Origin of the sequence: Actinoplanes sp. G11-F43, from assembly GCF_050589265.1 — a bacterium.
Lineage (GTDB): Bacteria > Actinomycetota > Actinomycetes > Mycobacteriales > Micromonosporaceae > Actinoplanes.
Genome location: NZ_JBNZCE010000008.1, coordinates 1 through 18,795, shown reverse-complemented (window position 1 = coordinate 18,795; position 18,795 = coordinate 1). Strand labels below are relative to the sequence as shown.

The window sequence follows — 18,795 nt, the reverse complement described above, 5'->3', positions numbered from 1 at the left end:
ATGTTTCCATCGGGGGCGTCCGTAGAATCCACGACATGACCGGTACGCGGATCAAACCCACCGGCCGGGTGCCGGTCATCGGCCTGACCGGTCATCTCGGCGCGGGCAAGACCAGCCTGCTCAACCATCTGCTGCGCTGGCCCGGCGCCCGCCTGGGCGTGATCGTCAACGACTTCGGGACCCTGAACGTGGACGCCGCCCTGGTGGCCGGCCAGATCGACGACGCCGAGGCGATCTCCGGCGGCTGTGTCTGCTGCCTGCCGGACGCCGGCGGCCTCGACGACGCGTTGCAGCGTCTGTCCCGGCCCCGACTGCGGCTGGACGCGATCCTGGTCGAGGCCAGCGGGGTGGCCGAGCCGGTCGGCCTGGCCCGCCTGATCGGCCAGAGCGGAGTCAGGAACATCCGCCCGGGTGGCCTGATCGAGGTGATCGACGCCGTCGAACACTTCCGGACCGTCGACCGGTGGCCGGACCCTCCGGTGCGCTACGCGGCGGCCACCCTGGTCGTCATCAACAAGGTCGACCTGCTGCCCGCGGATGAGCGGGACCGGGTGGTGGACCGCATCCGTGAACGCGTCCGGCACCGCCACCCACAGGTCCCGATCGTCATCGCGCGACACGGCCGCATCGACCCCGCGCTGGTCTTCGACACCGCGGCCGACGAGGACCCGCCGGACGAGCTGCCCCTGGCCCGCCTGATCCGCGACCAGTCCCGCGACCACCAGGACCACGACCACGCCCGCTCGGCCGCCACGCCCCTGCCCGGTCCGGTCTGCCCCGACGCCCTGATCGACCTGCTGGAGGATCCACCACCAGGGGCCTACCGGATCAAAGGCCGGATTGCGGTACGGGGTAACCGAACCGACCAGGGCTACCTGGTGAACGTGGTCGGCACCCAGATCCACGTGGCCCCGCTCCCGGCCCCGCCCTCATCCGGCGAACTGGTCGCGATCGGCATGGACCTGGACCAGCAGTCCACCCGGAAACGCCTCGACGAGGTGACGAACGCCCCGGCCGACCGGCCCCACCCGGCCGGCCTCCGCCGCCTACACCGCTACCGCCGGCTCAGCACCTGACGGGTCAGGGCTTGTGCTTGGCGAACTCTGCGCAGTCGTCGCCGTACTTCGGCTCCAGGTCCACGTGGTTGTCGAGCCGGCCGTCGGCGACCCAGCGCTGATCCGGGGTCTGCTCCATCAGGTACGACTCCAGGATGGCCCGCTCCTCGCGCACCTTGGCGCCGGTCTCCTTGGCGCCGTGCCAGTAGCCGAGATCGGCGCAGAACGTCACCATCACCTTGCCGGAGCCGGCCGGCTCGCTGCCCATGTATTTGATCCAGATGGGTCCGACCGAGGGGTTGTCGACCGGCTTGGGATCGGCGTACGGCGCGAGGAGTTTCTGGTAGTACCGGTCGCTGTAGAGCTGTCGCCCGACCTGGATGATCGGCGGCCAGTCGGTCGCCTGGAACAGCCAGTAGTGCAGGACGAGGGCGCGCCGGGCGGCGAGGACCTCGTCGGTCTCCGGCGCCCCGGACGGCTCCCAGGTGATCGGCAGATCCTTCGTGCCGTCCATCGGCAGTTTCTGGTACGCCTCCTCGGCCGTCATCACCGGCCCGGCCGCGCTCGGCGGCGCGGCCGACGGGGTGTCCGCGACCGTGGGCGTCCCGTCGTCGGAGCAGCTCGCCGTCGTGAGCCCGACGGTCACGGCGAGGGCCGCCGCGATGAACACTTGCCGACCGTTTCTCACCTGTGGACTTCTCCTGCTCATCGATGTCACGAAGGGCTCTTGCCCTGGACGATGCCGGCCGCCGAGTCGTAGCCGTTCTGGTAGTAGTTTCCCGCGGCGGTGGCGGCTTTGCCCACCGTGTTCGTCCCGGCCAGGTCCCGCCAGTCGTTCCAGGCGTTGGTCTCCGGCCGGCCCCAGTCGGTGGTGGGCTTCGGCTGACCGTCGACCAGCAGCTGTGCCGGCAGGTCGAGTTCGCCGCTTTTGTAGAGGGCCATCTCGGCGATGCCGACGGCGGTCTCCCGGCCGCCGCTGAGCATGCTGCCGGCGTTGAAGGCGCCCACCCCCTGATGGTCGGCCTGCTGCGCCTTCTCGATGTCCTCCATCACGTTGCCGATGAAGCCGTTGGCCAGGTCCCCGGCGCCGGGCACCGGGATCCGGTCGGTGGCCGCGCCGACGACCGCCTCGACGAGCGGGCCCGCGATTCGGAAGGTGCCCTCGACCTTCTTGTTGTGTGCCTCGTCGATCGCGGCGATCTCCGCCTTCTGCGCCTCGGTGAGCCCCAGATCGAGGGCGCCCATCACCCGGCCGTAGTTGTTGGAGACGACCTCCATGCCGGCGATGTTCTGGTCCAGGGTGGCGCCCGGGGTCCGATTGCCGGAGGCGATGTCCAGGTAGTTGGTCGCGGCGTAGGTGGCCTCGGCCGCGGCGATGGTGTGGTACGCGCCCTGGTCCTTGCCGACGTCGGCCAGGAACCGCACCATGTCCGCCTGGTCGACGTCGATGGACCTGGTGTCGTTGACCGGATGCCCGTCGGTCAGGTTGAGGTTCACGTCGTAGATGTACGCCGCCACGATCTGGCCCATCGAGTCGCGCAGCTGTGGGTGGATGAAGTCGGTCGACCGCAGGTCGGTGGTGGTGCCGGCCTTGCCGGGCTCGGAGTGGTCCCGGTTGGCGCGGCCCTGCGCCTGCTCGTCGGCGTTGGTCTCGTGGATGATCGACTCGACGAGACGCCGGGACTCCGGGCCGTCCTGGTTGGTGGTGGCCTGCACCAGGGCCTCGCCGAACCGGTCCAGGGCGGGGTTGGTCTGGTAGGCGTCGCCGTTGGTCATGAGTTCGGCGGTCCAGCCGGGCCCGCCGGGGACGTCCACGGTCGCCGTCCAGTCCCGGTCGGTGAGCAGGTAGTCCAGGCGCGGCAGCCGGCCGTCGGCGGGACCGTCGGCGCTGAACGTGGTGGTGCCGGTGAGCAGGTCCCGGGTGGCGTCGCCGTTGCGCGACAGGGCGTCCATCAGTGAGCTGACCGGGTCGTACCCGGCGGGTGCGGTGTTGTTGTCGTGATCCTGCGTCCAGTCCAGCCGGACGTTCTCGCCGCGCGCCTCGGTCCACAGGGCGCCGTCCTTGCCCTTCTCCATCTCGAAGTCGACCATGTCGCCGCCGACCGTCGACAGGAACCCGGCGTCGTAGTCTCCGGTGCGCAGCAGCGGGCCGAGCAGCTGATAGCCGTAGACGTTCTCCAGCCGCCGTCCGGGACTGTACGGGTCGCCGATGTCCATCTGGCTGCGTCCCGCGGTCATCAGGTCGCTGATCCACTGACTGGACAGCTCGTACTGGCCGGGAACGTAGACCTCCCCGCGCGGGCCGGTCCGGGTGCCGGTCGGCTCGGTCGCGTTGTCCAGCATGATGCCGAGGCTGCGTTGCAGGTCACCGATGGTGTCGGCGGTGCCCCGGTCGAACAGCCAGCCGTCCTCGTCCTTGCCCGGCCGGTCCAGCTGGTGGAGCGCCAGCTGGCCGTTGAGCTCCAGCAGGCCCTTGGGCCCGAGCGTGGTGAGGAAGTGGTGCGAGAAGTCCTTGTCCTGCCCGTACTCCTTGAGCAGCGTCGACAGCTCGCTCAGCTCTTCCGGCGTGGCCTGGTGGTTCGGGTCGCGCAGCCGTTTCGCCAGTTCCTCGGCCCGGGAGTGCCCGGCCGGCCGGGCCGCGGCGAGACCGGCCGCGCTCGTCGGCACGTTGCTATTGATGATCGCGGCCGTCGCGTCGTCCTGTGCCCGCGCCGAGTCCACCACCGACCGTAGCTGGCCGAGCAGCTCACCGGTCTCCCGGCCGGTCCGGTCCAGGTTGCCGCCCAGGTACGCCGACGCGGGCGCGGTGATCGTGACAGCCGCCGTGTCGACGGTGTACCCGCTCTGCTGAGCCGAGGCGATCACACTCTCGGCCTGACCGCGCAGACCCTTCATCGCGTACGCGTGCTGGTCGAACGCGTCGGCCAGGCGCTTCGCCGGCGGGTAGGCGTCACTGACCGCGGTCCGCAGCGTGTTCGCCTTCTCCCGTGCCGCCACCGACCCGGTGCCGCGCGGCCAGATCTCGCTGATGTCGCGGGTGCCGTTGATCAGGCCGTCCGAGGTGTCGTCGAGGCCCAGCGCCAGCTGATGCCAGACCTGCGAGGCGGTGTGCCACGGCCCGGCGTCGAACCCGAGCAGATCCTGCAACGTCAGGCCGCTCATCGCCCGCCCTCCCGCAGTTTCCGCGCGTTCGCCGCGTCGGCGGCCTCGTACTCCTGCGCCGAGGTGACCAGGCTCGCGCTGTAGTCGTCGATCTGCTCGGTGAGCTTCCTCAGCCCGGCGGTCCACACCTGCTCGGCGGCTTTGGCCGCGGTGGCGGCGGCCGATCCCGGCTGCCCGGCGGGCGCCAGCCCGGTCCCGGCCACCCGCACGGTCTCCCGCAACGTCGCGGCGGCGTTGCCCACCTTCCCCCCGATACCTCGCAAACCGTTGATATCAACCTCAAAGTCCCCCGGTTGCACCGGCGCCCCCTCCCCAGATGCGAACCTGCACCCTACCGAGATCACCTCGCCGCCCGGCGGGAGGCCTTGCATCTCCAGTGGCTTGAGATCGCAGACTCGTGGTGTGGACATCAACGAGCTCTATTCGATCGGGGCGGTCGCGCGGCGGACCGGGCTGAGCGTCAGCGCGGTGCGCTACTACGCCGACGCCGGGATCGTCGAGGCGACCGGCAGCACCGCCGGCGGAAACCGGCTGTACGACGTGCGGGCCATCGCCCGCCTGGAACTGGTGCGCACGCTGCGGGAACTGGACGCCGGGCTGGACGAGATCCGCCGGGTGCTGGCCGGTGAGGCGACGCTGGGGGAGCTGGCCGAGACCCATCTCGCGCTTGTCGAACAGCAGGAGGGCCGGCTGCGGGCCCGGCGGGCGGTGCTGCGCACCATGGTCCGGCAGCAGTCGACGGCCGAGCAGGTGACCCTGATGCACCGCCTGGTCGGGCTCTCCGACGAGGAACGCGACCGCATCATGGAGGACTTCTGGGCCGAGGTGGGCGCCGGGATCGTGGTGCCGGACAAGCTGATCGACTGGTGGCGCCAGTCCCGCCCGCAGCTGCCGGAGCAGCCGTCGGTCGGCCAGCTGGAGGCGTGGATCGAGCTGGCCGATCTGGTCGGTGACCGCGCCGTACGCCTGGCGGTCCGCCGGGAGCTGGAGGAGGTGTGCTCCACCGACGGCGGGCAGATCATGTCCTCACCGGCGATGCTGGACGCGTTCGAGGAGGCGGGCCCGATCGGTGAGGCGGCGATGGCCGCCGCCCGCGAGGGCGAACCCGCCGACTCGCCGCGGGCCCGCAAGATCGCCGACCAGTGGGCCGAGTGGCTGCTCGCCCTCCTCGGCGGCGCGCCGGACAGCCCGCAGTTCCGCCGCGAGTCCGGCGACAACATGCTGGCCGCGGAGCAGATGGAACGCGAGGCACAGGCGGAGGCCGGCGACTCGCCGCTGGACCGCTACCAGGCCCTGGTGACCACGATCAACGGCCCGCCCGAGCAGTTCCCGTACGCCTGGCTCGCCGCCGCCCTGCACGCCTCAGCCTGACAGCCACCGCAGGCCGAACGGGTCCGGATAGCCGCGCCACACCTGCTCACCGCGGGACAGCTCGTCGTCGGTGAGCAGGCAGGCGGTCAGGGTGCGGTGCACGTGCACCGGGTCGAAGTCGATGCCGATGAACGCCAGATGCTGATGCCGGTCCTCGTAGTACGGGTCCCACTCGACCGTCGCCGCCAGACAGCGCTCCGGGTCCACCTCGTCCCAGTGCTCGGTGGGCAGCCGGCCCAGCCAGCCGCTGTGCGGGCCCAGGGTGAGACCACCGGACGACTCCCACGTCCACACGATGTCCGGGCGGCTGGCCAGCCAGAAGTGCCCGCGCGAGCGCAGCACCCCGTCCGTCACCTCGTCCAGCGCGTCGTGCAGCCGCTGCGGGTGGAAGGGACGACGAGCATGGAAGACACAGGACACCACGCCGTACGACGGCAGCGGCTCGTGAATCCCGACAGCGTGACCGCGCAGTCCCCGGGTGACCGCGTCGACGATCCGGCCCCGGGAGGTGGGCGGCCACGGTGCGATCCGCCGTACCAGCGTGCGCAGTTGTTCGGCCTCCCATTCGTCGTCGCCTTCCGGGCTGCCTTCCAGGACCACCGTGTCGGCCTGTTCGATCTGCCGGCTGACCAGGTCGCCGACCCGTTCGTCGTAGAGGGCGTCGAGCAGCAGATCGGCCGGCACCACGGTGGTGATGTCCGGCGGGTCGCCGGGCCAGGCGGCGCGGACCTGGTCCGGTTCGCAGTCGTCGGGCACCACCACCAGCAGTCCCCGCCCGCCGGTGGGCAGCACGCTCAGGTCGTCGACCAGCACGATCCGCCGGCCGGTGGCCATCCGGTGGGCGACCTCGGCGGTGGCGTGCGGCCAGAACCCGCACAACACCAGGTCAGTGCTGGTGGACATGGTCGTCCTCCCAGGCCGGGAACGGGTCCGGCAGAACCCTCCAGTCGTCCGGCCCGACAGCCAGTTCGGCCGGGGTGAGCAGGCAGTTCCGCAGCCCGGCGCGCAGCTCGTCGACGGGCAGCCGGGCCCCGATCAGCACCAGCTCCTGACGCCGGTCACCGAACTGCGGATGCCAGCGTTCCCGCAGCTCGGCGGCCTCCTGCGGATCGTCGGGCCAGATCCCGGACGCGGCCACCGGCACTCCGGCCGGGTCACACCGTCCGTGCGGGCCGGCCTGGGACCAGAGGGCGATCATGTCCGGGCGGGTGGCGAGCCAGAGGAAACCCTTCGAGCGGAGTACGCCGTACTCGTCGATCGCCTTCGTCAGGAAATCCCACAGCCGCTGCGGGTGGAACGGCTCGGCGGCCTGGAAGAGCAGGCTGGCGATGCCGTACTCGACGGTCTCCGGAATGTGCTCGCCGTTGAGTTCGGCGACCCAGCCGGGCGCGGTCTCGGCGGCCGCCATGTCGAAGCCGCCGGTGCCGATCAGCGCGGTGGGGGAGACCCGCCCGAAGGTGGCCCGGATCTGCCGGGCGCGCGGATTGAGCCGGGTGATCAGGGCTTCGGCCCGGGCGAGTTCGGCCGGTGACACCAGGTCGGTCTTGTTCACCACGATCACGTCGGCGAACTCGATCTGGTCGACGAGCAGGTCCGCGATCGTACGATCGTCGTCCTCGAAGGCGGCCAGCCCGCGCGCCTCCAGGCTCTCCCCGGCCTCGATCCGGGCGATCAGATGCGGCGCGTCGACGACGGTGGCCATCGTGTCGAGCACGGCCAGCTCGGGCAGGAAGGTGAAGGTGGCGGCCACCGGCATCGGCTCGGAGATGCCACTCGACTCGATGATCAGGTAGTCGAACCGCCCCTGCCCGGCCAGCCGCGTCACCTCGTCGAGCAGGTCGTCGCGCAGCGTGCAGCAGATACAGCCGTTGGTCATCTCGACCAGGCGTTCCTCGGTCCGCGACAGCCCACCGCCGTCACGCACCAGCGCGGCGTCGATGTTGATCTCACTCATGTCGTTGACGATGACCGCGACGCGCAGCCCGTCCCGGTTGGCGAGCAGGTGGTTGAGCAGGGTGGTCTTACCGGCCCCGAGGAACCCGGACAGCACGGTGACGGGTAGGCGTACATCGATGGTGGTAGTCGGGGTTGACGGACCTGGAACAGCCATGCCGATCATCTTATTAAAAACGGTTTTCATTTCAACTTGAGGGTGGGCCGCCGGTGAACCACCTGCCCCAAAGGCGCCAAGGGCCGCCGCAGCGGTCTGTTCCCCGCCGGGTTGCCATCCGGGAGCGACACCCGCCGACCGGGTCAGTGATCGGCCCGGGTGCGCCGATAGCCCATCCGTAGGCATCGGCACTCCAGGACGGGACCAGATGACGCGAAACCGGCTCGGCATCTTCGCCGCCTCACTGGCGGGGCTGCTGCTCGCCCCCGCCATCCCGGCTCCGGCGGCAGCCGCACCCGGCCCCGCGCCCCTGCGGATCATGCCGCTCGGCGACAGCATCACCGTCGGTGTCGGCTCACCCGGCAAGAACGGCTGGCGCGCCGACCTGCAGAGCCGCCTGCGCGACGCCGGGGTCCGCACCGACTTCGTCGGCTCCCAGCGGGAGGGCACCACCGGCGACCGGGACCACGAGGGCCACGGCGGCTGGACCATCGAACGCCTGGCCGGCATCGTCGACGAGTCACTGGCCGCCGCCAAACCGGACGTGGTGCTGCTGCACGCCGGCACCAACAACATCACCCGCGCCGACAACCCGCTCGCGGCCGCCCGCAAACTCTCCGACCTGATTGATCAGATCCGGACAGGCGCACCCAGGGCCGAAATCTACGTAGCGACGATCGTCGGCACCACGGTGGCCTCCGAGGTGGCCGCGAACCAGGCGTACAACACACTGATCCCGGCGATCGTCGCGCAGAAGGACGCCCAGGTGCACCTGGTGGGCCAGTCTACGGTGGCCGGCCTGGACATCTACGACCGTCACCACCCGAACGAGTTCGGCTACCGCAAGATGGCCCACAACTGGTACCAGGCGATGCGCCGCACCACCCACCCGCAGTGGCCGACAACGGTCAACCCGTACCGCGCCCGCAAGGCGAACCTGTGCCACGCCCGCAGCCGCACCCAGCGCGAATGCCGCACCTGGAACCTGCGCCGGGTGATCGTCTCCCGGACCGACGGCCGCACCGTCACCGAGAACCGCTGGCAGACCACCCGCACCTTCCACGAGCAGGTCCGCACCTGGGTCCCCGGCCACCACAAGAAGCGCACGTGGGTGCCTGGTCGCTACGAGACCCAGACCCGCAAGGTCAACCGCTGGTCCGACTTCTGAAAGACCCCGCTTCGGTACGCCCGTCGGCCCCACAGAAATCGGGTCGCCAGCCATCGTCCCCGCGACGCCCGCGCCACACCGGACCGCCCGGCGACCACCGGGCGAATGCGGCCCACAAGGTTTCCCGCAGCCCGTCGCTGGCCCACACGGTTCCCCGTCGCCGCCCACACGGTTCCCCGTCGCCGGCCTACACGGTTGCCCAGAGCGGCCCGCACGGTTTCCCTGAGCCGCTCACCCAGATCTTGGCCGATTCACCCCCGATGTGAGCTTTCGCCTCAACCGCCGGGCTCCTTTGCGGTGAAGAGCTTTCGTGGTCGAGGAGGGCCATTCAAAAGTAGGTTGATGCTCGCAGATGTCACGGTGCGTGACCGTCGGGGCGGGCGTGATCGAGCGCACGGCGTCCTAAATAGACACGGCGGCCGGATCCCAGATAGATCAACTTTGTGTGGAAGATGATCGAGGGCCAGCCGCCGCGCTGTGAAAGTATGACAGGACTCCCGACAGACCGGCTCGCCGACCTGACCGGCCGGGTCCGTGAGATCGTCGGTGACGAGTGGGAGAAACCCGCGGTCGGGCGACCGCACGTGTTACCGCTGTCCACAGCGCTGGTCGCGGTCCTGTTCGGGCTGCGGCACAACGTGAGCGACGACCTCGTCGCCGAGGTGTTCGGCTGTTCCCAGGCCACCATCACCCGCTACCACCAGATCCTGCAGCCGGTCCTGCGCTGGGTGACCCGGCCCGAGGTCGACCAGCGTCTGGAGCAGACCCGCCGCGAAGGAGTGCTGGTCGACGGGTTCGTCGCCCCGGTCGGCGAACGCGAGGCCTACCACGGCCTGTTCTCCGGCAAGAAGCACATGTGCGGGCAGAACGTGCAGGTCATCGCCAATCTCGACGGCCAGGTCGCGGACGTCGGCGACCCGGTCAACGGCGCCCGTCACGACGCGCGGCATTCTTCATCTCCGGCATCGCCGACCGCTGGAGAGACCACTACTCGGCCGGAGGCCCCGGGATGATCGGCGACTGTGGCTACCAGGGCACCGGTCCGATCACCCCGCACAAGAAGCCACCCGGCGGGGAACTGACCGACAAGCAGAAGGCCTACAACTACAGCGTCAACCGGCTCCGCGCCGCCGTCGAACGCGCGATCAGCCACCTCGAGAACTGGAAGATCCTCAAGACCGGCTACCACCGCATCATGACAAACTTCCCCGACGTGTTACGAACCGTCACTGCCCTGGAGATCTTCAGAACCGCGCTACCGGATTTTGAATGACCCTCCCGCATTGGTCGAGTGCGGTCCGGAAAGTGATGCGCCTTCAGCTCGGGGTGAACCGGGATTCCATGGAGAACGTGATGCCTTCGTCAGTGGAGGCCGAGGCGTTGTGATCGCTGCTCAATGCCAACTGCCATTGTGGGGGCGAGGCGACTGCCGCGCTCAGCCGAAGATCCGCGTGATGCAGGGGCGCGCCGAGCGCGTCGCGGTAGAAGTGGGCGGTCCGGTCCGGGTCGGGGCAGGTCAACACCATGCGGTACGGGGCGTTGCGCAGCCCGGCCGGATGCCGCCAGCCGTGGCCCGGAGTCCGCTGCCACAGGGAGACCACCGCGCCGAACGGGTCGATCAGGGTGGCGATCCGGCCCTGATCGCCGGCGTCGAACGGCGGCACGAGCACCTGCGCCCCCTGCGCGGCGGCGGCTTCGGCACGCCTGTCGGCGTCGTCGACGGCCAGGTAGAAGGCCACGTGCGGGGGTGTTCCGGGCGGGTAGATCGGTGCGGACAGATCGCTGAGGGTGCCGATGGGGTATCCGCCGATGCTGATCACCGTGGCTCGGCGCCAATCGTCCGGGTCGACCGCGCACTGCCAGCCCAGCCGGGTGGCGAGCTGCTTCACCGTACCGGCAAGGTCGTGGGTTTTAAGGTCCATCCAGCAGAAATCCCCGCTCGTCATGGCAGCTAACGTAGTGGTGCGCGGGGCTCGTAGGGTGATCCGCATGGCCATACCGGAGTTCGTCGTCGCATTACGCACCAAAATTGGACATGACCCGCTGCCGTTGACCGGTGTGATCGCGGTGGTCCTCGACGACCGGGACCGGATCCTGCTCGGCCGCCGGTCGGACAGCGGGGACTGGGCGCTCGTCACCGGCTGCCTGGAACCCGGCGAGCAGCCGGCCGACGGGGTGCGGCGTGAGGTGTTCGAGGAGACCGGCGTCGAGGTGACGGTGGAGCGGCTGCTCGCGGTCGAAGCCCTGGACCTGTCGGTCGCCCCGAACGGTGATCAGATCCACTGGCTCGCGCTCGGTTTCCGGTGCCGGGCGGCGGTTTCCGATACCGCCCGGGTCAACGACGACGAGTCCGTGGAGGTGGGCTGGTTCGCCCCGGAGTCGCTGCCCGGGCTGCCTCCCCATCAGGGGCGGTGTGTGGCGCTCGCGCTGTCCGGATCGGGGGAGGCCGCATGGTTCGCATGATCCGTCCGCTGGCCGTGCTGACGGCCGTGCTGCTGGCCGGCTGTGGTTCCCCGCCGGTGGCCGCTCCGGCGCCGGCCCCGAGTTCGGTGGCGCCCCCGGTTGCCGTCGATCTTGGATTCGACGAGCTGGAGGAGCGTTTCGGGGCTCGGCTGGGTGTTCATGCCATCAACACCGGGACCGGTCGGATGGTGTCGTACCGTGCCGGGGAACGGTTCGCCCACGCGTCCACGTTCAAGGCGCTGCTGGCCGGCGTACTGCTGCGCACCCTCAGTGACGCCGACCTGGAGCAGGTCGTGACGTACCGGAAAGCGGATCTTCTGGAATGGGCCCCGGTGACGTCCCGGCACGTCGGCTCCGGGATGCGGGTGGACGAGCTGATCGCGGCGGCCGTCCAGTACAGCGACAACACCGCCGCCAACCTGCTGCTCGACGAGATCGGCGGCCCGAAGGGATTGCAGGAGCAGCTGCGAGCCCTGGGTGACGACACCACGAACACCAGCCGTGACGAGCCGTCGCTGAACGAGGCCACTCCCGGCGACAAGCGTGACACGAGCACACCGAAGGCACTCGCCGAGACCCTGAACCGTCTGGCTCTCGGTGACGCCCTGCCCGTCCCACGCCGGGAGAAGCTGATCGAGCTACTGGTCGGCAACACGACGGGTGACACGTACATCCGGGCGGGTGTCCCCACCGGTTGGCAGGTGGGCGACAAAACGGGCAGCGGCGGCTACGGCACCCGCAACGACATCGCCGTCGCCTGGCCCCCGGGCGGCGACCCACTGGTCATCGCGATCCAGTCCGACCGGGGCAGACCGAACGCCCCCTCCGACGACGCACTGATAGCCGAAGCCACCAGAACGATCGTCGAGGCCCTGCGCTGACCGGTCCCGCGTGGGAGGTCTCCGAACCCGGAGGCTCAACGTAGGGTCCGGTGTATGCGCGACAGCCCTGAGCAGGTCTACGCCCTGGCCGACGAGATCCGGGAACGTTGCCTGCGCGGGCTGGACAGCCTGCTCAGCCCGGGGACACCGGTGTGGACGGCTGCCGCGGCCGACGAACTCGTCGTCCGTTTCGTCAACGCCCCCGACGTCGGCACCGATACCTTCCTGGGAAAGCTACGGGACCAGCTGGCCGGTGCCAGCCCGCAGGCGATCCAGCTGATGGCGGAGCTGGCCGTCATCTACGAGCTGACACCTGTGAACGTCGGTGTGCCGGCCAAACGGCGAATGGTGGAGGGCGTTCTTGCTCTCGCCGGTAAGACCGACCCGTTGCCGGAGCGGGTGCTCGAGGCGTTCACCGGTGGCGTCGCCAACCCCGGCACCTGGTATATGACCAGGCCTGATGTGCAGCTGACGTTCCTCATCCGATGTGTGGTCGCGCTCACCGATCTCGCCGAGGCCGAGCGTGCGGCGGTCACCGCGGACCCATGGCGGTTTCGGGACCTGCTGAGCACGGTGCCGCTCAACAGTGGTTACAACCAGCGCGCGGCACTGCTGCATCTGATGTTCCCGGACACGTTCGAGTCGATCGTCGCGAGCCGGGACCGGGGGCGCATCCTGGACTTCTACGCCGATCGTCTCTCGGCACGTTCGGGCGACGACGACCGGGACATGCTCGCGCTGCGCGGCGCCCTGGCCGATGAACCGGGCGATCCGATTCACTTCTATCGGCCGCCGTGGGACGGATGGCGCACGACGAAGTCCACCACACCGGGATGGCTCGTCCGGGGAGCCAAGGTCCACGGTCGCGACCTGATTCCCGACTGGATCACCGGCGGGTACTGTTCCGTCGCGTTCCCGGACGTGCCCACGATCCCGGCGGGCACGTCGCCCTCGAAGATCAGTCAGATCGTCGTGGCGGCCCTGCCCGATCTGAGCGTCCCGGAACGGCGGGCCACGACCGTCACCCTGGACCGGTTCCTGAACCGGATCAAAGCCGGTCACGTGGTGGCGACCGTCAACGGCGCCGACGTCTTCGCGGGCAAGGTCACCGGTCCCGCCGAATGGGTGGAGTCACCGGACGGGCTGTCGAGCCGCCGGCACCCCGTCGAATGGCTCAACGCCGACCGGCCGATCGTTCGTGCCGACCTCTCCGCCGGGGCCCGGGGCAAACTGAGCGGGCAGAGCGTCGTCACCGACCTGGGGCTCTACGCGGAGGAGATCCTCGCGCTCGCCGAGATCGAAGGGAACACCGGAGGCGGTGAGGTCGAAGAGCCGGCCGGTCCGGTCGCGCTGGAACTCCCCGACCCGACGAAGGCGCTCGCCGAAAGCCTCTTTCTGCCGCGGGAATGGCTCGGCGAGGTCATCGACCTGCTTCGGGAGAAAGGGCAGGTGGTGCTGTACGGGCCGCCCGGAACGGGAAAGACCTACGTCGCCCAGGCTCTCGCGACGTTCCTCACCGAGACGGCGGGCGGTGAACAGCGGCTCGTCCAGTTCCATCCGTCGTACGCCTACGAGGACTTCTTCGAGGGCTTCCGGCCGCGGCCCGGTGACACCCAGGGCTCGATCGTGTTCGACCTGGTGCCCGGTCCGCTGCGGCGGATGGCTGCCCTCGCGGAAGCGGATCCCACCCGCCCCTACATCCTGGTGATCGACGAACTCAACCGGGCGAACCTCGCGAAAGTGTTCGGCGAGCTGTACTTCCTGCTGGAATACCGCAACCAGTCGATCGGTCTCCAGTACTCGCCGGGCGAGGACTTCGCGCTGCCCCGGAATCTGCTGGTGATCGGGACGATGAACACGGCCGACCGGTCCATCGCCTTGGTCGATCAGGCGATGCGGCGCCGGTTCGACTTCGTGCCGTTGTTTCCCGGCCGGTCACCGCTGGTGGCCATGCTGCGCGACTGGCTCACGGCCAACGCGATCCCGGCGACCGCCGCCGACCTCCTGGACACCCTCAACGCCATGCTGGGTGATCCGGAGAGCGCCATCGGACCGTCCTACTTCATGTCCGAGAGGGCGCGGACCGACGCCGGCCTGCAACGCATCTGGCGGACCGCGATCCTGCCCCTGCTGGAGGAACGATTCGCCGGCAGTGGTGTGGACGTACACACGAAGTACGCTCTCGCGCCCCTCCTCGCCCGGGTGAAAGCGGCATCCTCCCCGGCGGACGGCGGGCCGGCCACGGACCGGACATGAGGCGGGTGGATCTCGCCGAGCATCAGCGGACGGCCTTCCCGGGACTGACCGCCGCAACGGCACGCGCCCTGCAAGCCACCGGTGCCGTCCACGTCAGCGGGGCGGTCGGCACCGGTGACATCGTCCTGCAGGCCCACTCCGTCGTCGGCGCGGTGCCGGCCGGCACCGGTGAGGACGCCGTCGAACTGCACATCCGGCCCAAGATCGGGGTGTCGCGCCTGCTCTGGATGCTCGGCCACGCCCGGAACCAGTCCGGGTGGCGGGAGGACGAGGTCCAGGTCGGCACGGACACCGGGCTGGTCGCCGCCATGGCGACGATGTTCGTGACCCGATGCCGCCGGGCCCTCACCGGCGGGATCCTGCACGGCTATCGCGAGATCGAGGAGACTCTCCCCACGCTGCGGGGCAGGCTCCGCGAGGCGGACCAGATGCGGGCACGGCCAGGAGTGCCGCTGCCGCTGGAGGTCCGATACGACGACTACAGCATCGACATACCCGAGAACCGTGTGCTCCGTACCGCCGCCACCCGGCTGCTGGCGATCGACGGCCTCGCCCCGACCGCACGGATGGCACTGACCAGGATCGTTCGTGATCTCGCCGACGCGGCACTGCTCCCGCCCGGGCCACCGCCTCCGACGATCAGCGAAACACGGCTCAACCGCAGGTACGGGCCCGCGTTGCATCTCGCGCAGATCATTCTGCGGCGAAGCAGCCTCGAGGATGCGCCCGGTGCGAGCAGCTCCAGCGGATTCCTGTTCGACATGAACCGGGTGTACGAGGACTGGCTGTCCCAGGCCTTGATGTCGGCGCTGGACGCGATCGGCGGTCAGGCACGCCGGCAGCAGGCACTCGCCTTGGACGACGACGGCCGGGTCGCCATGCAGACCGACATCTCCTGGTGGTCCGGAACGGACTGCCTGGCCGTCATCGACGCCAAATACAAGCGGCTGCAGCCGTCCGGCCCTCGCCCCGAGGACGTGTACCAGGTCCTCGCCTACTGCACGGCCCTCGGTATCCGGCATGGCCACCTGGTGTACGCGGCCGGAACCCCGACACCGGCGATCGTCGTCCGGAACGCGGGCGTTCACATCCATTCACATGTCGTCCCACTCACCGATCCACCGGACCGCATTCTCGCCACCATCGATGACATCGCCGGAAAGATCGCTGCGTCCGCGAGCACACCCATCTCCCGGTATCTGGCGGCGCTAAGTGATGAGAGTGAATGAAATGACCGAGAATGGACCCACCGGCTGGCGCGCGTATTCCGAGCTCGGTGAGCTGATCACCGAGCTCGACCTCGCCGACGAGGACATGGTCCGGGCACGAGAGGCCACCGACGATCATGTCCGCGCTTGGCATCTCGCCAAGGTCCACTTCGGCGACCACGGGTCCGGCTCACGTCAACTACCCGGCCCTGAAGTGAACGGCCGGGGTTCCCGCCTCACGGACCGCTGAACGACCCGGATGCCCGCCTCGGGCGTCCGGGTCGTCTCCGTCGCGACTACAGGTTGTTGATGCGGGCCAGGAGTTCGGCCTCGGTCAGGTTCTCCAGGACCGCGTCCTGCTTGCGGCCCAGGATCTCGATCAGCTTCTCCTTCTCCAGCTTCTTCGCCGCGGCTGCCTTCGCCGCCTGGTCCTCGGCCAGGCGGGTGGCGATCACCTGCTTGACCACGTCCAGCTTCGCTCGCAGCGTCTCCGTCGCCGGGTTGGTCTCGGTGGCCACGAAGGACTCGGTGCCGGCGGCCTTCAACTCGGCGTTCACGGCCTTCGCCACGTCGTCCAGGCTGAAGCCGGACTTGGCGGTCAGCGGAAGGTCCCACAGCTGCTCGGTGGTCAACTGGCCCTTGGTCGACGGGTAGCGGAACTTCTCCCGGGTGGCCTTCTCGAAAACGGTCACTCTGGCCTCTCTCAAAGGGGGTTCAGAACTGGATGCTGATGAGACGGCGCCGGCCGCCGGTCATGGTCACCTTGGCGACCACGGACTCGCGGACCGTGGAGCTGAAACCGAGACCGGACAGCTGGTCCGGGGACGGTTCGCACTTGGTGCGGTCGCCGAGGACCTCGAACACCTTGCGGTGCTGCTGCAGGTCGCCGCGCAGGAACTCGTTGTAGATGCCGCGGGCCGGCTGGTCGTTCACGCAGCCCTTCAGCATGAAGAAGTAGTGGCGGTTGCCGACCTCGTTGTCGTCGAAGTAGTTCGGCGAGTACATGACGGTGGAGACCGGCACGAACTGTTCGGTGGTGATGCCCCACCGCTCCTGGGCGGCGTTGCCCGGCCGCATTCCGTCGGCCGGCTGGAAAGCGGTGATCACGCCACCGGTGACCGTCATCCGGCCCACTTCGACGGTCTCCTTCTGGCTGACTGCCCGCTCGTACCGGAAATTCTCGGTCCTGCCGTTGCTCTCCGTCTCGATCACGAAACCGACGTCGGAGGTCTCACGCTTGCGGAACTGGTTCACCGCGATCCGGTACACGCCGTCGGGCACCTTGGCGGCCCAGGTCACGTTCTCCACCGGCTCGCGGGTGTCCGGTCCGCCCGCGTTCATGTCGACGTCCAGCTTGTCGCGCTTCTCCTGGTACCAGATGTGGGTGCCGTCCGGCTCGTACACATGCAGGTCGAGGTCGTCGTGGTTGAACCAGGACAGGCTCACCCGCAGCTTGCCGGTCACGTTGCCACCGGCCCGCTTCACCCGCTCCTTGATCGAGTCGGTGACGTTCCCGCCGTACGACCATCCGAAGTCGTTGTCCCACTTGAACAGCCGTGGCGCGTCCGGGTGCAGGCCGGTGGTGAGACTGACGAAGTGTGGTTCGTGACTGTTGCCGACCCACAGATCGATGTTCGCCGCACCGGGCAGGATGTCCTTCAGGAAGGTGAGCACCGGCACCTCCTCCGGCTTGGCGTCACGCACCCGCGCACCGGCCGGCCCTGTGGTGGCCGCCTGCATGAGCAGCCCCTCGATGCCGTCCTTCATCCGCGCCTGGGTGTCGTTGTCGACCCACAGCACGTTGTTCACCGACACGTCGGACAGCCGCGCGAACCGGCGCCGCAGCGACTCCTCGACACCCAGTTCGCCGATGGTCCGCATGGCGGACTTGACCATCGCCGGGGTGATCAGTGCGGTCGGCCGCTGGTAGTTCTGCGGTGCCACCTTCGTCTCGAACGCCCGCACCGCCTGCTCCAGCTCGACACCCTCGGACAGATCCCGCACCAGGGTGCCGATCACCGTGTTGCGGAGCCGGGCCGCCGGGCTCGCCGCGTTGGCGAAGACGAACGCCCGCCCGTCGGGGGCCTGCGCCCACCGGTTGCGCAGCGACCGGAACTCGGTCACCGCCCGGCGGTGCTCGGTGCCCCGGTAGAGCGAGTCGCTGTCGATCAGGTCGGCGACGGTGTCCAGAGCCGCCGGGGTGAGCTCCTCCAGACCCCGCTGGAACACCTGCACCGAGGCGTCGAAGGCACCCCGCTCCGCGCCGACGTCCGAGGTGTGGTGCCGCTTCTCCACCCGGCCGTGCAGGTGGTTCCACACCTCGACCCGGCCGTCGCGCAGCGACCGGGTGGTCTTCGCGCCGTACTGCTCCTCACGGGACCGGAACACGCCCGACAGCGGCAGCGATCCGACGAATTCGTCCATCGCCGCGGCGACGACCGAGAAGACCGGGTCGGCGGCGGAAACCCCGGACCAGACGGTACGGATCCGGCCGTCCTGGATCTCGACGACGGTGCCGAAGTGCTTGACGAACTGGCGGCACGTCGAACAGTCGTATTCGGACCGTTCCCGGAAGCGCGGATTGGTGCCGGCGGGGAACGAATCCAGAAACGTGAGCCAGAGCGAATCCCGGTCCAGACCGTCACCGACGACGAACAACTCGCCCTTGCCCATCGCGGACAGACGCGCGCTCACATCCGTCACGAACTGCTGAAAATCGCCCACCGTGGCATCCTCCTAGATCGCCGCCGATCCTATGGAGCACACGCGAGCGGAGAAACGCATTTTCGGCCCGCGCGGCCGCATGTATCGATCAGTGGCATCATCTGCGGGTGATCGAGGCGGAGACGTTGCGGGCGGCATTGCCGGGGGAGTGGCGGGTGCTGGCGAGCACGTTCCCGATGTGGTTGTCCGGGCGGAGGATCAACCCCACATTCGCGTACGGGGTATCGCCCGGCCCGCACTCCGCCTCACCGACGAAGTGAGCTATCGGACCCGGTCGGGCGGACAACGGCGAATCCGGGGCGTGACACGGAGGGTCATTCAAAACCCGGTTGGGCGGTTCTGAAGATCTCCAGGGCGGTGACGGTGCGTAACACGTCGGGGAAGTCGGTCATGATCC

Annotated in this window: 19 protein-coding genes; 11 read left to right on the top strand and 8 right to left on the bottom strand. The window is 69.2% G+C overall.

Features of this window, described 5'->3' with window-relative positions:
* Window positions 1-35 precede the first annotated feature (35 nt).
* Window positions 36-1,076 carry a CobW family GTP-binding protein gene (locus ACQ0O7_RS09195; protein WP_430781409.1) on the top strand — a complete coding sequence of 347 codons (1,041 nt, stop codon included), beginning with the start codon at window positions 36-38 and terminating at the stop codon, window positions 1,074-1,076.
* 4 nt (window positions 1,077-1,080) lie between these two features.
* Here ACQ0O7_RS09195 and ACQ0O7_RS09190 read toward each other — a convergent pair whose 3' ends face one another.
* From ACQ0O7_RS09190 to ACQ0O7_RS09180, 3 genes are read right to left on the bottom strand one after another with little or no spacing between them, the layout of a single operon-like run.
* Window positions 1,081-1,725, bottom strand: a complete 645-nt coding sequence (locus ACQ0O7_RS09190; protein WP_430781408.1) for a hypothetical protein — start codon at window positions 1,723-1,725, stop codon at window positions 1,081-1,083.
* A 44-nt stretch (window positions 1,726-1,769) separates the two neighbouring features.
* Window positions 1,770-4,217 carry a hypothetical protein gene (locus ACQ0O7_RS09185; RefSeq protein ID WP_430781407.1) on the bottom strand — a complete coding sequence of 816 codons (2,448 nt, stop codon included), beginning with the start codon at window positions 4,215-4,217 and terminating at the stop codon, window positions 1,770-1,772.
* Entirely contained in the window at window positions 4,214-4,516 is a 303-nt protein-coding gene (locus ACQ0O7_RS09180; RefSeq protein WP_430781406.1) for a type VII secretion target, read from the bottom strand. The genes ACQ0O7_RS09185 and ACQ0O7_RS09180 overlap by 4 nt, the downstream gene beginning before the upstream one ends.
* A gap of 103 nt (window positions 4,517-4,619) precedes the next feature.
* Between ACQ0O7_RS09180 and ACQ0O7_RS09175 the strand changes: the two genes are divergently transcribed.
* Window positions 4,620-5,588 carry a MerR family transcriptional regulator gene (locus ACQ0O7_RS09175; RefSeq protein ID WP_430781405.1) on the top strand — a complete coding sequence of 323 codons (969 nt, stop codon included), beginning with the start codon at window positions 4,620-4,622 and terminating at the stop codon, window positions 5,586-5,588.
* Here the strand turns inward: ACQ0O7_RS09175 and ACQ0O7_RS09170 are convergent.
* Together ACQ0O7_RS09170 and ACQ0O7_RS09165 are read right to left on the bottom strand one after the other, a co-directional pair.
* Window positions 5,580-6,491, bottom strand: coding sequence for a GTP-binding protein (locus ACQ0O7_RS09170; protein ID WP_430781404.1), 912 nt, complete (start codon window positions 6,489-6,491; stop codon window positions 5,580-5,582). The genes ACQ0O7_RS09175 and ACQ0O7_RS09170 overlap by 9 nt on opposite strands.
* Complete coding sequence (locus ACQ0O7_RS09165; RefSeq protein WP_430781622.1) at window positions 6,475-7,662, bottom strand: GTP-binding protein; 1,188 nt, start codon at window positions 7,660-7,662, stop codon at window positions 6,475-6,477. The genes ACQ0O7_RS09170 and ACQ0O7_RS09165 overlap by 17 nt, the downstream gene beginning before the upstream one ends.
* A gap of 244 nt (window positions 7,663-7,906) precedes the next feature.
* Between ACQ0O7_RS09165 and ACQ0O7_RS09160 the strand changes: the two genes are divergently transcribed.
* The 3 genes from ACQ0O7_RS09160 (at window position 7,907) to ACQ0O7_RS09150 (ending at window position 10,139) form a co-directional block, all read left to right on the top strand.
* A complete protein-coding gene (locus ACQ0O7_RS09160) occupies window positions 7,907-8,866 on the top strand; it encodes an SGNH/GDSL hydrolase family protein (RefSeq protein ID WP_430781403.1) in 960 nt (319 codons plus the stop codon).
* Window positions 8,867-9,351: 485 nt separating this feature from the next.
* Window positions 9,352-9,879 (top strand): transposase family protein, encoded by a 528-nt coding sequence (locus ACQ0O7_RS09155; RefSeq protein WP_430781402.1) that lies wholly within the window; start codon window positions 9,352-9,354, stop codon window positions 9,877-9,879.
* Complete coding sequence (locus ACQ0O7_RS09150; protein WP_430781401.1) at window positions 9,876-10,139, top strand: transposase family protein; 264 nt, start codon at window positions 9,876-9,878, stop codon at window positions 10,137-10,139. Before ACQ0O7_RS09155 ends, ACQ0O7_RS09150 begins: the two co-directional genes overlap by 4 nt.
* A gap of 43 nt (window positions 10,140-10,182) precedes the next feature.
* Here ACQ0O7_RS09150 and ACQ0O7_RS09145 read toward each other — a convergent pair whose 3' ends face one another.
* Window positions 10,183-10,812, bottom strand: coding sequence for a VOC family protein (locus ACQ0O7_RS09145; RefSeq protein WP_430781400.1), 630 nt, complete (start codon window positions 10,810-10,812; stop codon window positions 10,183-10,185).
* 43 nt (window positions 10,813-10,855) lie between these two features.
* Here ACQ0O7_RS09145 and ACQ0O7_RS09140 point away from each other — a divergent pair, with 43 nt between their 5' ends.
* From ACQ0O7_RS09140 to ACQ0O7_RS09120, 5 genes are read left to right on the top strand one after another with little or no spacing between them, the layout of a single operon-like run.
* A complete protein-coding gene (locus ACQ0O7_RS09140; RefSeq protein ID WP_430781399.1) occupies window positions 10,856-11,329 on the top strand; it encodes an NUDIX hydrolase in 474 nt (157 codons plus the stop codon).
* Window positions 11,317-12,210, top strand: coding sequence for a class A beta-lactamase (bla, locus tag ACQ0O7_RS09135; RefSeq protein WP_430781397.1), 894 nt, complete (start codon window positions 11,317-11,319; stop codon window positions 12,208-12,210). The genes ACQ0O7_RS09140 and bla overlap by 13 nt, the downstream gene beginning before the upstream one ends.
* Window positions 12,211-12,264: 54 nt before the next feature.
* Entirely contained in the window at window positions 12,265-14,466 is a 2,202-nt protein-coding gene (locus ACQ0O7_RS09130) for an AAA family ATPase (protein WP_430781395.1), read from the top strand.
* The gene (locus ACQ0O7_RS09125) at window positions 14,463-15,695 is read left to right on the top strand and encodes an McrC family protein (RefSeq protein ID WP_430781394.1); all 1,233 of its coding nucleotides are present in this window, start codon (window positions 14,463-14,465) and stop codon (window positions 15,693-15,695) included. The genes ACQ0O7_RS09130 and ACQ0O7_RS09125 overlap by 4 nt, the downstream gene beginning before the upstream one ends.
* Window position 15,696: 1 nt before the next feature.
* Window positions 15,697-15,924: a hypothetical protein gene (locus ACQ0O7_RS09120; protein WP_430781393.1), complete on the top strand. Its 228-nt coding sequence runs from the start codon at window positions 15,697-15,699 to the stop codon at window positions 15,922-15,924.
* 46 nt (window positions 15,925-15,970) lie between these two features.
* Here ACQ0O7_RS09120 and ACQ0O7_RS09115 read toward each other — a convergent pair whose 3' ends face one another.
* Together ACQ0O7_RS09115 and ACQ0O7_RS09110 are read right to left on the bottom strand one after the other, a co-directional pair.
* Window positions 15,971-16,366, bottom strand: a complete 396-nt coding sequence (locus ACQ0O7_RS09115; protein WP_430781392.1) for a hypothetical protein — start codon at window positions 16,364-16,366, stop codon at window positions 15,971-15,973.
* Between the two features lie 22 nt (window positions 16,367-16,388).
* Entirely contained in the window at window positions 16,389-18,398 is a 2,010-nt protein-coding gene (locus ACQ0O7_RS09110; protein ID WP_430781390.1) for a hypothetical protein, read from the bottom strand.
* Between the two features lie 107 nt (window positions 18,399-18,505).
* Here ACQ0O7_RS09110 and ACQ0O7_RS09105 point away from each other — a divergent pair, with 107 nt between their 5' ends.
* The gene (locus ACQ0O7_RS09105) at window positions 18,506-18,658 is read left to right on the top strand and encodes a hypothetical protein (RefSeq protein WP_430781388.1); all 153 of its coding nucleotides are present in this window, start codon (window positions 18,506-18,508) and stop codon (window positions 18,656-18,658) included.
* Window positions 18,659-18,795: the final 137 nt, after the last annotated feature.